We start from the raw sequence: 13,317 nt of genomic DNA, 5'->3' as shown, positions 1-13,317 counted from the left end.
GATCCAGACACTTTTTCCCGCTTAGGGTTGTGGTATCCGACAGCGCAGATATTCCCGAGATGAACGGTATCCCAATGAGCTGTGCGTGTGGTGTTCGTTATAATGCTCAAACGCGATGGCCAAGTTGCCTACCGCTGTTCGGTATCTTCTCGATATATAGTCTCGCTTCATCGTCTTTACGAAGCTCTCCGCTACACCGTTGCTCTGTGGGCTCCTCACCGCCAGTCGTTCTGGGCTCCAAACCGATTTCTCGTGCATACGCACGGGTTTCATGGGCTCGATACGCCGAACCATTCTCTGTCAGCCATTCCACCGCAGATGCCGGCAACGCCCCCCTGAAGCTACAGACAGACCTAAGTATGGCATCTTGCACTGTGTCACTGTCGTAACCCCCTATTTGACTGGCATAGGCGAGGCGGTAAAAATAGTACTGTACTATATTGCCAAGGGCTATAACGTACCATCGTTAAGGAAGATACAGACGCTGTTGCTTCCAATACTCGATGCCACCTAAAATATTGTCCGCCCTAAGCCACGTTCTAGCAATCTGAATCTGAATGTGTGGGGCGTTTAGAATACTGACGATCTGTGAACTTTCGGTCAACAGCTGAACGATATACGTTACGACATAATTTCCCGGATTTAGATATCCCCTATGTAACCGCTTTTCTTGCAGCACGCTTTGGCTGCCCTTAGGCCAACGGCGTCGCAGTGCGGAAAGCAGGATATTGACGTAATTAATATTTGCCAGCACTAGGTCTGCGATGCGGTCTTCTTCTCGAGCAGTGCTGCGTTCAATAAGATAAAAACCAGGGACTGCTGGGCCATCTGGGGTGTAAAAGTCTGGTCGACTGCTCTCGTGGTATAGTAAATTCCAGACTTCACCAAAGGAAAAAATTTCTTCATCAGAAAACATGGCAGCCAAGCGAACGCGCTCCATTTGAATTCTTCCCTGCAAATACAGAGGCAACTTCTCATTTTCAAGCTTCATGAAATGCTGAAAGAAAATGGTGCATATATTCTCACCTAAGCATCGCAAAGGCCTACTTTGCCAGAAACGCCATCGCTGCCACCGTTCGGCGATGTCAAGTAGGCAGGAAAATGCGTCGATTTGCTCATCGAATGAAGGTCTGCTTCGACTCTTTAAGCACTTAACTAGATAGAATAAGATCGCTGTTGCTGGTTTTCCTTTAGTGCGAAGAAGACCTGTGCTGTTCACTTTTCTGGAATTTTCTATTGGGGTCTTCAGATAGTTTTGTATCAATAGTGCCTCGGCAATAAATCCACGAGAATAGTAAATATCAGCCTCAAAAGGAACCATTGATTTGTCATGTTCCATTAAGCGCTTCAAACAGCGGAGTTGCTCCTCGGCCAGTTGACCAAGCCCGATCGAGCTGGCCAACCGAGTACCAGTAAGGTACTTTTCTTTCTCGGTTGGGGTGTAATATGCGGCTATTGCTGTTCGCCACCAGTCGCAACCTTCTATGGTATCGCCCAAGTTCCTACGAGAAATGCCCAGTAGTGCAATCAGTAGATCTGTTGTTGGCCCGTATTGAACCCTCGTACCGCCAAATGCACTCTGCCAGTAGACTTTCGGCTCACGATTTTCCTGCCCGCTCAGCCGCCATGGCTCCTCCACTTCTTTTGGGTGATGGTCAATCCATACCAACCGGGTCGTACGCTTTGTATTCCATCGCTCGCGGATCCAATGATTAATGTCAAAATGGTCGGTGCCACTGTAGCCCGCAACCACCATTAAATCGGCCTGACTTGTAACTTGCTCGAGCAGAGTTTTGAATGCTTCCGGCAGCCCGTGCTCTAGGTCTGCAAGCGTTGCACCAAGCTCAGCACAACCGAGCTCTATGGTGCCATGCACTTTGATGATGCCCCAGTCTTCACCGTACTCCCGGTGCAGGATGTCAACCTTTTGAGTATCAGGATCTATAACGTGCACGGGGATCTGATGACGGCCAGCCTGTTCGATACAGTTATCAAAGTTGGTAGTAATACACCAACTGCGCTGCTTAATCAGATAATCGGCAATCAGGTGGTGATTCGCATTTGGGGGACGCTGAGAAAAGATGCGCAGCAATTCGCGGGCTGCACCGCTACGCTCGACGCCTTCAACTGCTGAAGGTTCAAACGCTTTATCAAGTACATGTTCCAGACGTGGTAAACCTCGCCCCATCCACTGTTCACATTGACTAAATACAGTTTTTATTTCGGAGGCCGCGCGGCTATCAAGCAAATGGTCAAGTAACGCTTCCGTGAGCGCATATCCGCCAGGTAGTTGCGTAGGAGGCTCTATAGAAACCCCGGCCCCAACCATCAACACCACTTTGCCTGGGCAGGGCTGCTCCGGTGTAAACATATTCCAACCATTCCACCAGTCGTCTATCATCGTAGTTTCCCTCTGATTCCGCTCAGGAATGTAATTAATAGAATCTCCCTTAGTTCCTGTGACAATCCAATGCGTTAAACCGGTTCATTCTTGTCCCGGTAGACACCCTGTCCTAAAGTTTGGTGCTAAGTTTTGGATAAGATTCTCTATGGCAATTTTCGATTCTGATAATACCTGATAGACCCATCCTCATTGATCAAGCGCTCGCCCCTCACAGCTTCCACCGCTCGGACAAACCAAAACCAGCCATCCTCACAACTGCGGGGAGCTGCTTCAATAATACGGAGAACCTCTTCCCTTGAATATGCTCTCAACATATTCGAGATGTAATTCAGATCATGTGATTTAAGCTGTCCGCCGAGAGCCTGCGCAATAAGCTGCTCATGCAGGCTACGGTGCATAGGGCTCGCCTTAGCTGCCAATCGGTATAGTAAGCTACTTTGATCGATGTAGTCCGATGAAATACAGCGTCGGAGTTCCTCTACTGGAAATAGGTCAAAGCTATCCGCGAACACTTGTGGAACGAGCGAGGCGAGTGTTGGGACAGCAAGCATGCGATCCAGCAATGGAGCACTGTATGCAACATTTCCCTTCAACGCTTTCAGTATTGCGGCCGCATGTTCATCGTCCACGCGATAATGTGCAACATAGTCAACTGCCAAACATGGTGTAAGGGCCAGCAACTCTGGAGTGAAGTGATCTTCCCATTCGCTCATTATCTTGTTGCTGACAATCCACTCCAAAACAGGATGTTCTACACCATCGGCTGTTTTTACACATAGCTTGATACCAGACCTCTTTTGCCACTCTTCATAGAGAGCAAGAGCTTGACGTAGATGGTATCCAGGAAGTGCGTTCGGTTGTTCTGTAATGAATCTTACAATGTGTATCATTCCTGCCGGGTAGACACGCGCAATAGCATTGAGCACATCTTGCATTGCCTTAGGCTGCATAGGGCTACCGAGCCGATGCCAAATCTCATCAATGAGCGTATCTGGCGCGTTCGGAAGCCAACGCATGTGAGCAAGTGCTGGGATATGGTGAATATCAGCAAAAGATAAAGGCAACAGCCCAATCATTTCCGGCAATATGGCCTCACCATGGCGGGCGATTAATACTCGCCAACCAGCCTTGTCATGTCCGGCAGCAATCCAAGCTCGTGCCGTTTCATCATCAATTTCAAGAGATAGTTCATCGGCTAGTTTGTGATGGTGAGAGGCGCCAGTTATTAATGCCAAACGCTGAAAGCGGGCAACCCAGGGTGAACCACGTTCGACAATAGCAAAACCAAGTAGTTCTTGTGCATGAGAACTCATAGAAGGGAACTGGGCGACCAAGAGATCGAACACATCATCATCCCCACAGCCAACAAGCACTCGATTAAGCTCGAGCCAAGCGCTGGAGCTCGGCATTGCAACTGTGTCGACTAATCGTTCGTAATTGATAGCGATAAATCGTGCCAAGGTTCTGTTGCTGCGTCTTGTTGCTGCTGCCCGAAGCATCCAGGCTCTCGAAGCAATTACGGAATCAAGATGTGGCCAGGACCATTGCGGAACATCGCCACAGCAACCAAGTGCTGTTGCTGTTGCCTCGATCCAACTTATCCGCCTATCTAGTGCTACCTGCTCGAGCCAAATATTCCACTCTGGTCCTCCATCTTCAGCGATTGCATTGAGGATTAGATTACTATTCGGAGCCCCTAGCCACTCGGCGAGCGTAGCCCGCTGGCTAAATAGTGAGCTAGGGCGGAGTACCTGTTCCCACTCTGGAGAATACAAGTTGGCCCGACCCAAGTCGCTGAGTACTTCCAAAGCGGGACGGAGAAGCTCCGGTCGAGCTCCACTCAGTGCCGCAAGGGCTGCACGATTACGCACAGCCAAACGAGGATCCGCTAGCATTTGAGAAAATGCCTCTGCCAAGGCTGGAGTGGCGCGAGCTCCACTGCGGCTTGCATCAAGGGCTGCTGCCAGTACAAGGTCATCATTTATTATTGCGTTGACATCACTCTCAACTGCGCATCCACCGGCTTGAATGGCTAAGGCATAGCTCTCACGTGTCCGGAGTGAGTCTACTGCATGTTCGGCGATGGCATTTTGCAAAAGGCCAAGCCCTGCGAGCCAGCTCCAATAAAGATCATGGACAGGTACCGCCAGGCCTCCTCGTTCGAGGATCGTGCCTAGACTCTTCAGCAATCTGGCTGGGTCCGCAAGGCTTATCTTTCCCCCTCGAGTTTGAATCTCATTTCTTAAACGACCAAAAGATCGTGTACCCGCCAGTGTTAGGTCTGCTACTGCTCCAGCGAGTACGTCGGTGAAGCTCTCAGGCAAGTCGCGCATCAGGTGTTCATGGAACTGACGCAATAGATCACCAGTCGTCACAGACCGTGCATCCGAAAGAATGTGGATAGATAAAAGAAGAGGCAACCGTAGAAGGTCAATTACTGAACTAGGCGGAAGTGGTTCGCCTGACGTGGCTTCCGCGACCGCACGTGTCACTCGATCAGGAGAAAGCAAGTCGAGCGACCAATGCTTAAAGGCTCCATCGTCGATGTCAGTGAATTTGGCCGTGGCAATCAAGCGAGTACTACGCAGTGCGCATTGCGCTCGTCTCTTCTCACCAGCCTGTGAAATAGCAGCAAACTCGGACCAACTATCGACGAAGACGCAGATTCGTGGGTCTTGAAACAGCGTAGATAGCTCAATCCCAGGTGCTGCCCCCATGATCATTTCTTCTAGGTCGCGCCAGCCAGTTGCCTGCCCTGCGGGAAGGTACAATGGGATTATCTTCCCCTTTGTGAGAAGTTCGTTTGCAGCGTGCCAGAGGGCATGCGTCTTCCCGGAGCCTGGCTGACCAACTATGAGGTGCTTTTTTTCTGGGAGTTCAACTAGGTCCAATAATTGGGCGCTCGCGGGAACTCCGTCAGGCTTAATCTCTGTGAGTCGTGGCCCTACAGAAAAAGCTGCCATAAGGGCGTCCCGAGCTACCTTTTTGGCTTCAGGGAAGAGCAGGTCTATCGATGGCGGTGTGCCAGTTTCAATCAATGAAATCGCAAGTTCTCGCAGCTCATCAATAGACAAATTGGATCTTGGGCGAACGGCTTGTTTACCCAGTAAATCCATCACGATCCCTGACGGAACAGGCAGTGATGTTGCCTGCTCTAGACACGTTCTAAGTCGCGAGCTATCTAAGCGACGTTGACCCGAGCCAAGGACACACGCAATAACGTCACGGAACACAGCATCATAGGCACGCCGAGCCATATCTGATGTTGATGCATACTCATTTCGACGTTCTACAAGTGCACGCCGATTCTGCTCTTCAAGAGAGCTCCAATCCAGTGCGCCACATGCGAAGACCAAGGGGCTGAGCAGCTCACTCCTTAATTGCTCGGGCGGACTATTGGTGACAAAAGTTTGCAACGCTTCTGACAGAGGACGTTGAAGAAGAGCGCTTCGTAGCTCCTCAATATCGCCTCCGGAGGCAGCTTTTCCCCAAGCGGTCAGGCCTGGTTCTCCAGAATGCAATGCATTCTTGCGTTCCCTTCCAATGCTTGATGTTGTGAGAAACACGAGCCTAACTTCCCGGCCTGGATTGTGAACACGAAGCCTATGTAGAGCCTCAATAGCAGCTAAAACATCTGGTGAATTCAGCGTCACAGAACCAGACTCGCGGGTGTCTTTCACTTGCGTAGCTCTCAACACGTCATGTATTCCACCTGGTTCACGTAGAAGCTCAGTGAAGTCCTCTGCGACCTCCAAGTAGAGTTCATCATCTGCCCCCAACGCCAACCACGCGGCAGCCGAGGCATGGAGCTGGTAAACATAGCCACGAAGGGATGCTGTTGCTTGTCGGCTCAGATCTTCTGGTGGAACGTTCCAAATCCGAGAAGGGTCTCCGAAAATAGACACGGTGTTGGTAGACATAGGAGTGACTCAGGGTTTTCGCCGTTATTAATTGGTTAATTTAGAGGCTGGGTCTCAAGGGAGTGCCCTTGGGGGATTCACAGTACGAATCGTGCATATAAAAGATCATTCTCACACAAATAGACCCTTATGTCGCAACAAAAGGGATTCCTTTGCTCCCTAATAAAATGTGATGATGGCTAAAGTAGCCTTCGTGGGCTACTAAAAATTGAGTGGATATATCATAAAAAACAAAGGGAAGGCCAATTCGTGGCCTTCCCCTCACACCTACACACTCATCACGGGCGAGTAGGTGTCGAAATGTTACTACAAGCGGATGTGTGTTCACGCCTTACAACCATGACAGGCGTCCATGCTCGCCAAAGGGTAAATCGCCAAGTAGACATATCCATGGCTGCCCAGGGTATCGGCTTCGCAGGTAAACCCACTGTGCTGGATGGTGATACGTTGCTGGCATCGGGCATCCAGCTCGCCTGTTAGCAATCTTGCTTCCAGTTCCTTGATGATGGCTGGGAAGACGTCTTCCAGACGGTCTATTGCCTCCTCTTCCCATTCGCCAATCAATGAGGCTCGATCTGACAAAAAGTGCAGCCGGTGATGCTCTTGAATGAGACGAGCGCCAAAGCGGGGCGTCACGGTATGGGGCAAGCCCCACGGTGCAAAAATCCAGGTGGACTGGTCTGGTGCTGCGGGTTGTTGGTCCTGAGTGTTTGTAGTTGTAGTGGTCATGATTAACGATACCTCAGTTCAATGTCGATGTGGGTGCCTGGCACGTTGTGGCGCTGGCGTAGTCTGGCTAGGTGCTCTGGGAGGTCTGTCAGGCTGGTCAGCCGTCCCCGATAGAGCCGGGAGATATTGATGTAGTCGGGATGGTGTACGGTGATGGTCACCTGATGTCCGGGCTGCCAGTGGCCAAACAGGCGTGCTTTAGCCTCTTTGATGGTGGTGATGCCAGGAGCTGGTAACGTCTGGCGGTTGCGCAGATGCAGTTTGTTGAGCTCGGAGGCATAGCGATGCACCTCGAGCCCAGTGATAAGACGGGTCATGTTCGGTGACTCCAATGATGCAAAGGGCCAGCCTGTGAGGGCTGGCCCTTTATGCTGTTTGTGGATGAGCGGGGCTGGCTTGTTGTGGCTGTTGACCGCTACCAGGTCGCGGTGGCTAGCCGTTGTAAAACAGGATGTAGTTCACGCCAGCATGCTGGGCGGCAGTGAGCAAGGGTTGCAGTGCTGGCGGGATGGCATCGAGCTCCATGGCCAGGTTCAGAGTGAACTCATAGGCGGAGTCATCCTTCACGCCGACATGTTTATGGGAGGCCATTCGCTTGACCCATTGCCATTCTGGTACCAGGTCTGCGTCATCGTAATCGCCAACGATGGAGCTCATAACGACATCCAGCATCAGCATGGTGAGGTGTTCTGCCAGTGGGTCAGCAGTGGGTTGTGTGCCGGTCATGTGGTCTCTTCGATATTGCGCTGGTGTCCTCTGTGAGTTGGTCATGAGTGCGCATTGCGAGTGGTGAAGTACCGTGCGATTTGCGTCGCCACCCAGCGTCCTTTTTGAAACACCACGCCATTGCCAATCATGCGATAGGCGTCCGAGTCAGGGACATTAAAGGTGAAGTGGTCAGGCAGTCCCATCAGCCGTGCGTATTCCCGGACTGTGTATGGCCTGGGTGTGCGGGTCTTGGGGTCGATAACCAGCCGGGTGCCCTTGTCTTTGGCGTAGTGGGCCAAACAGGTGGGGGCGATATCGCCCTTGAAGGGGTCGCTGATGATGGGTCTGTCGCGGTACTGCCCATTGAGGCGGGCATAGACGGATGGGGGGATGACTATCTCGGGGTCACGCTCCAGCAGGGACATGAGCGAAGGCACCTTGTGTTTGTCGGGTGCTTGCCAGCTGAAAGGACGACGACTACCGATGATGATGAGGCGGTCACGCCGCTGCGGCACCATGTGCTCGGCCTGTACGGGATTGAAGGTGGTCACATAGTAATCTGGCAGTTGGGTCATGGCCTCCATCACCACCGGGAACTTGGTCATACCGGGCACATTTTCCACCACATAGACCTCGGGTTGCATCAAGGCGATGTGTCGAAAGAAATGCAAGAACAGGTCATCCCCCGTACGCGCGCCATTGATGTCCGCGATGCTGCTGTATTTGGTACAGGGGTAGGTGCCAATAATCACGTCCGCTTCGCCTTGGCCGGTGACACACAGCCGGGAGATATCGACGTTCTCAACGTGATGACCCAGGTTGTCACGCTGCACCTTGCAGGCACGGGCATCGAGCTCGAACGAGCGGGTAATGGGCAGACCACCACAGATGAGACCTGCATCCATGAGGCCTGCGCCGGAGAAATAGGAATGAACGGTGGGGTGGAACATGTGGTTTCTCCATGAAAGTCATCTTGCATCAGGGTGACCTGATGCGGGAGGGAATATGCCGAGTGGGTGGGTTAGCGCGATGGATTGATAACAGGCTTGCAATTGAGCCGGTCCAGCAGGTGCAGCGAGCCGTACTGGGCTACCAGTCGGTCTATGGCCATCTGGGCGCAGGCCGTTCTGCTGGGCTTATTCTCAGGTATTACGTAACGAGCGGTGAGCCAGCCACCGAGCAGCGCAATGCGATAGCCGCTCGGGATGTGGGTGAGCGACGTACCGATGCCCCTCCCATGAATGAGGAAAGGCACGGCCTGCCCGCCGATGTTGATATCCATGCGCTGGCCCTTGAGCTCGAAGGTGGTGAGCTCGCCAGTTTGCGGATGTTTGCCTGGCACCTTGATAGTGATGTTCTTAGCCATCTCACACCTCCGGTTTGGCTTCAAAGTGGTGGGTCACAACGCCTGCTTCCGGGTCGATACTGATAAATGCTGGGGCTTGAGGGTGGTACTGATAGAGCCGCGCCAATTCAGAGCGAAACGCCTCGACGTTCGGTGCTATCACATGGCAGATATCGCCCTCTGCATAGGTAAAGGTCTCGCGCTTCTCTGTGTTAATCCAGATACCGAAATACCAGGCGTCCTCCTCGGTGTCGTACTGCTGCCAGCCTTGGGCCAGTAGCGTCCTGTCGTAGTAGTAACGGTCTGCTTGATGGCTACCCCGGTCGATGCGGCAGCCGGTCACTGTAAGTTCAAACGGGATACGCCCCGCTTTGTGGGCTTTCTTGACTCGGCGCAGCAGCGTGATGGCCTTGGCTCTGCTGCGACTATTACCGAGCGGGTGCGGCTGTTTGGCCCGCAATGCGAGGTGGCTCATTATCTTTAGCGTAGTGTTGTAGTTGAGCTGACTGATGGCAGTTGTAATCTGCTTCGGCGTCAGGGTCTTGTAATCACGCAGGTCGTGCATGGTGTGGTTCCTTAAAATGCAAACAGCCCCTCGGCGTGAGGGGCTGCATGGGGTTAGGGGGAGGATTGTCTATAGCGATTGCTTGAGGCGCTTGATGTCTCGCTGATAGCGACGGCGGTGGCTGTGCCAAATCACCTGTTCGGCAGCCGTCTCTAACAGTGCAGTGGTCACGGTGCGGGGCAGGACCAGATTTGCCCCGTCCCAGTTATCCAGGTCCAGCACGCCGGAACGTGCCAGACTGGCCAACTGCGTATCGAGCTTTTGGGTCAGCTCCAGCGCAATGAACTCCTCGATATGTACTCGGAGCCTGGCGATAGCGGCCTCTGACTCCATTGGTGGTGCTGTCGGCGTTGTTGTGGTCATGTATGGCTACTCCAATCTGGCGCATCGTTGCTGCCATGGTTGACGTAGGCTCCAACAATTACCCGTTGCCACTCGCCGACCGGTTGGCCAGCTGCATTACAGGCACAGCGAAAGCGAGCGAAGTTAATCTCTCGCGGCAGGTGCTCACGCATATCCCGTGGGCTGACAAAGAGCGTGGTCTTGTGCAGCACCGGGTTGGGGGCAACTAGTGGGCCACCAATTCGCCGCCCCTCCACATCGTGGGCATAGGCAAAGCCAGGCAGCATCAACTGTTGACTGATGAGCTTGGCAAGCCCTGAATGGGCACACATGGCCTCCGCCACGGCGGCCTGGCTAAAGCTGTCGTTGAACTCAATCATGGGTGTTTCTCCCTTTCCTCCGGTGCACGGTAAGCCTCTACCAACAGCGCAAACTGTTCGACCAGATAGCTGATACTGATGCCCAGTTCATCACTGACCCCATCCCCCAGACGCTGATGCAGGTGTGCCATGTCATCAGAGATACGTTGGGCTATCTGGGCTGTGCCGTCCGGTGGTGAACTCATCATGGTCAGGGTGATGGAAAGGTTCATCACATCTCCCCCCAAGGGGCTTGTTCCCACAATGACAACCGGGTCAGCACGTCTTGCGCCAGTGCTTGTTGCAACTGCTGTAGTACCTTCACTAGCCGGGGGGGCTGTTCAGGGCTGCCGGTCCATTCGCTCGATTGGTACAGGGCGCAGCAGGTGAATTTATACAGGGCTACCCGTTCGGCATCGGTAAGTGGTACTTGGTGGTAACGGTGGACAGGTTTAAGTGGGCTCAGCTTGGTAGAGCTACGTTGGTACGGTTCCTTGCGTTCCTGCTGACGTCCCAGCTGATAGCGATGCCAGACTGCACGGCGATTAGCGAGCATCATCAGCCGTGCTAACCGGTCAACCCGCCACGCCCAGGTACTGGTCGTGTCTGCTGGCGGCATCCACCAGAGGGTGCGCAGAAGTTCCAGGGTGTAATGGGGTGGCATCGGGGCATTGCAGAAACGGTGTAACTGTACGGTAAAGGCAAGGTAGTCCTTGCGGTCAATCATAAAAGCAGACATGTCGGTGGTTCCTTGAAATGACAAAGGCCACCTGCAGTGAGGTGGCCTTGTGGGGTAGTGGGCTCATTAGAATTGCTCTGAATGTGCCGCGTTATCGGATGGGAAAATGTGATCGACTAGCGATGTTATTTTGTTATCGGCATGCGTGAGGGGGGCAGTGATACCAGGATCATGTCCGTTGCTGCAGATGATCCTGGTGGATGTGTAGGGTGCTTATCGAATTGGGCTGATATGGGGCAGACATCCACCAGTCAATATGTTCTTACAATGGGTATCTTTTTTGCTAACTCCTCAACTCCCTGCCTTCCATTAGCAAGTAGCCATCATTGACGGTATTTTAGGTTTGAACAGGTGATCACCACTGCCTGAGGTCTCCCTATGCAGTGGTTTAATAACCCCCGACCCAGCTCAGCCCGCTTAGTATTAGAGGGCCTGATAGACCAGCTTGCCCTTGAACATGGTCCAGAGCACCTTGGTCTCCTTGATTTGCTCGCTCGCCACCTGCTCCAGATTGCGATCCAGCAAGGTTAGGTCAGCACTCTTGCCTACGCTGATAGAGCCAATCTCTTTTTCCTGCCCAATCACCTTGGCGGCGTTGAGCGTATATGCCTGCAAGATCGCCTGACGGCTGATCTGTTCGCTGGCAGGGGGCAGCAAGCCAAGCTCCCCTTGTCGGGTGATTGCGGTATACATGGCGAGGAAGGGGTTGGGGCTTGAGACCGGCCAGTCACTGGCTCCCGCGATAATTACCCCGTTTTGTAGCAAGCTTCCAGCCGGGTAGAGGCGGGCCAGCAGGGCCGGGGGTACTTTCCCCTCCAGCAGCATGGTGGTTGCCACGTTTTTCCCGGCCCACAACTGCTGCATCGACGCGGCCACATTGAGTGGTTTGAAGCGGGCAATGCTGACCGGGCTCACCACCTCCAGATGGGTGATGCTGTGCAGCAGGCTTTGATCCTGATTGTGGGCTCGTGTATAGGCGATGGCATCCAGTGATTCACGGACGGCCCGATCCCCGATGGCATGAAAATGAGCGATCAGCTGATGGGAATCTGCGGTGCGGATCAGCTCGTTGAAACGCTGCTTGTCCAGATCATCCTTGCCGCTGTAACCGGGGCGGTTGAGGTAGGGTTCGCTCAACTTGGCGGTCTGGGATGGAAACTCGATGACACCATCTTGCAGGATCTTGATCCCCACCAGTTTGACGTCCGGGGCATCTTGAAACTGCTGCTGTAGCGCCAATATGTCATCAATGATGGCTGGCGATGCGTGGATACCCACCAGTGCCAGTGCAGATACATGTCCGGTCAGCTTGCCTTCCCGGGAGAGCATGCTGTACGCCGGTAGCAGGCCAGTGTCACGGCGATCCGGCTCGGCGTTGAAGATGGGCGCGAGGGGACGAATGTTGCTGATAGGGTCCATCCAGGCTGTAATGCCCACCTGATTGAGCTGCTTGGCTGCGGTCATGATGGCACTGGCAATCTTCTCGTCGCTGACGGGGGGCAACGCCTTGAGGATTGCATCCCACCCGCCTTCCGAGGCAAAGCCATTCAGCTCGCCGGATGGGGTGAGGCCAAAATTGCCTTTCAGCGGGGCATAACGACTGGCAAGGGACTCGGCATCAATGCCAGCCTTGCGCAGCATGGCCTGATTGGCCCAACCGGTGTGGGCATCCGAACCGGCCAGCACCACCGGGGTCTGCTGGTATTGCGGGCCATTGAACACCTGATCGAGCAGGGGTAGCTGATGCCAGTAGTCGAGGGAGACATTGCTGTATAGCTGCACATCCCCCAGTGTCAGGCGAGGATCACCCTTGCTGCGGGTCAGAAATTGCTGCACCTGCTCAACCTGGTTCATGGCATCTGGAAAGTTAACCGTCATCCCTTGAAAGCCGGCAAATGCCGCGTGAACATGGCTGTCGATGAGCCCTGGCATCAGGTACTTTCCTTTCAGGTCAAGGCGCTTGGCATGGCTGCCGAGTCGGGCGCTGACCTCCTGATAGCTGCCGACCGCCACGATCTTTTTACCTTCAATGCCGACCGCCTCTGGGTGAGGATTCGCCGGATCACCGCTGTAGATGGTGCCGCCAAAGATCAGGGTCTGGCTCTGTGGCTGGGCATTCGCGGCAGCGGGAAGCGTCACCAGCAGGCTGGCGAGAAACAGCGTTTTGATATTTATGGGCATGACTCCGTCGCTTCGGCGCCCGAAG

13 protein-coding genes and 1 pseudogene are annotated in these 13,317 nt (G+C 53.6%); all 14 read right to left on the bottom strand.

Annotated elements, in window-relative coordinates; genetic code table 11:
- Positions 1 to 21 precede the first annotated feature (21 nt).
- Positions 22 to 400, bottom strand: a pseudogene (locus tag CK910_RS18695) (integrase core domain-containing protein); the annotation flags it as partial.
- A gap of 66 nt (positions 401 to 466) precedes the next feature.
- Positions 467 to 2,401, bottom strand: a complete 1,935-nt coding sequence (locus tag CK910_RS18690; RefSeq protein ID WP_098984317.1) for an SIR2 family protein — start codon at positions 2,399 to 2,401, stop codon at positions 467 to 469.
- 146 nt (positions 2,402 to 2,547) lie between these two features.
- A complete protein-coding gene (locus CK910_RS23890) occupies positions 2,548 to 6,324 on the bottom strand; it encodes a hypothetical protein (RefSeq protein ID WP_157774651.1) in 3,777 nt (1,258 codons plus the stop codon).
- Positions 6,325 to 6,648: 324 nt separating this feature from the next.
- Positions 6,649 to 7,053, bottom strand: a complete 405-nt coding sequence (locus tag CK910_RS18680) for a type IV toxin-antitoxin system YeeU family antitoxin (protein WP_098984315.1) — start codon at positions 7,051 to 7,053, stop codon at positions 6,649 to 6,651.
- A 2-nt stretch (positions 7,054 to 7,055) separates the two neighbouring features.
- The gene (locus CK910_RS18675) at positions 7,056 to 7,370 is read right to left on the bottom strand and encodes a hypothetical protein (protein ID WP_098984314.1); all 315 of its coding nucleotides are present in this window, start codon (positions 7,368 to 7,370) and stop codon (positions 7,056 to 7,058) included.
- A gap of 115 nt (positions 7,371 to 7,485) precedes the next feature.
- Complete coding sequence (locus CK910_RS18670; RefSeq protein ID WP_172955363.1) at positions 7,486 to 7,779, bottom strand: hypothetical protein; 294 nt, start codon at positions 7,777 to 7,779, stop codon at positions 7,486 to 7,488.
- 41 nt (positions 7,780 to 7,820) lie between these two features.
- Positions 7,821 to 8,711, bottom strand: coding sequence for a DNA cytosine methyltransferase (locus CK910_RS18665; protein WP_098984313.1), 891 nt, complete (start codon positions 8,709 to 8,711; stop codon positions 7,821 to 7,823).
- A 71-nt stretch (positions 8,712 to 8,782) separates the two neighbouring features.
- Positions 8,783 to 9,127: a hypothetical protein gene (locus CK910_RS18660; RefSeq protein ID WP_098984312.1), complete on the bottom strand. Its 345-nt coding sequence runs from the start codon at positions 9,125 to 9,127 to the stop codon at positions 8,783 to 8,785.
- A 1-nt stretch (position 9,128) separates the two neighbouring features.
- A complete protein-coding gene (locus tag CK910_RS18655; RefSeq protein WP_098984311.1) occupies positions 9,129 to 9,671 on the bottom strand; it encodes a hypothetical protein in 543 nt (180 codons plus the stop codon).
- Between the two features lie 69 nt (positions 9,672 to 9,740).
- Positions 9,741 to 10,034 (bottom strand): hypothetical protein, encoded by a 294-nt coding sequence (locus CK910_RS18650; RefSeq protein WP_253852729.1) that lies wholly within the window; start codon positions 10,032 to 10,034, stop codon positions 9,741 to 9,743.
- A complete protein-coding gene (locus CK910_RS18645) occupies positions 10,031 to 10,393 on the bottom strand; it encodes a hypothetical protein (protein WP_098984309.1) in 363 nt (120 codons plus the stop codon). The genes CK910_RS18650 and CK910_RS18645 overlap by 4 nt, the downstream gene beginning before the upstream one ends.
- Positions 10,390 to 10,605: a hypothetical protein gene (locus tag CK910_RS18640; RefSeq protein ID WP_098984308.1), complete on the bottom strand. Its 216-nt coding sequence runs from the start codon at positions 10,603 to 10,605 to the stop codon at positions 10,390 to 10,392. Before CK910_RS18640 ends, CK910_RS18645 begins: the two co-directional genes overlap by 4 nt.
- Positions 10,605 to 11,111 (bottom strand): hypothetical protein, encoded by a 507-nt coding sequence (locus CK910_RS18635; RefSeq protein WP_098984307.1) that lies wholly within the window; start codon positions 11,109 to 11,111, stop codon positions 10,605 to 10,607. Before CK910_RS18635 ends, CK910_RS18640 begins: the two co-directional genes overlap by 1 nt.
- 423 nt (positions 11,112 to 11,534) lie before the next feature.
- Positions 11,535 to 13,286 (bottom strand): amidohydrolase, encoded by a 1,752-nt coding sequence (locus CK910_RS18630; RefSeq protein WP_098985163.1) that lies wholly within the window; start codon positions 13,284 to 13,286, stop codon positions 11,535 to 11,537.
- Positions 13,287 to 13,317 lie beyond the last annotated feature (31 nt).

Origin of the sequence: Aeromonas sp. CA23, from assembly GCF_002587065.1 — a bacterium.
GTDB classification, from domain to species: Bacteria; Pseudomonadota; Gammaproteobacteria; order Enterobacterales; family Aeromonadaceae; genus Aeromonas; species Aeromonas bestiarum.
Note: the sequence above shows the minus strand (reverse complement) of the source record. Positions and strands in the feature narration are given on the sequence as shown.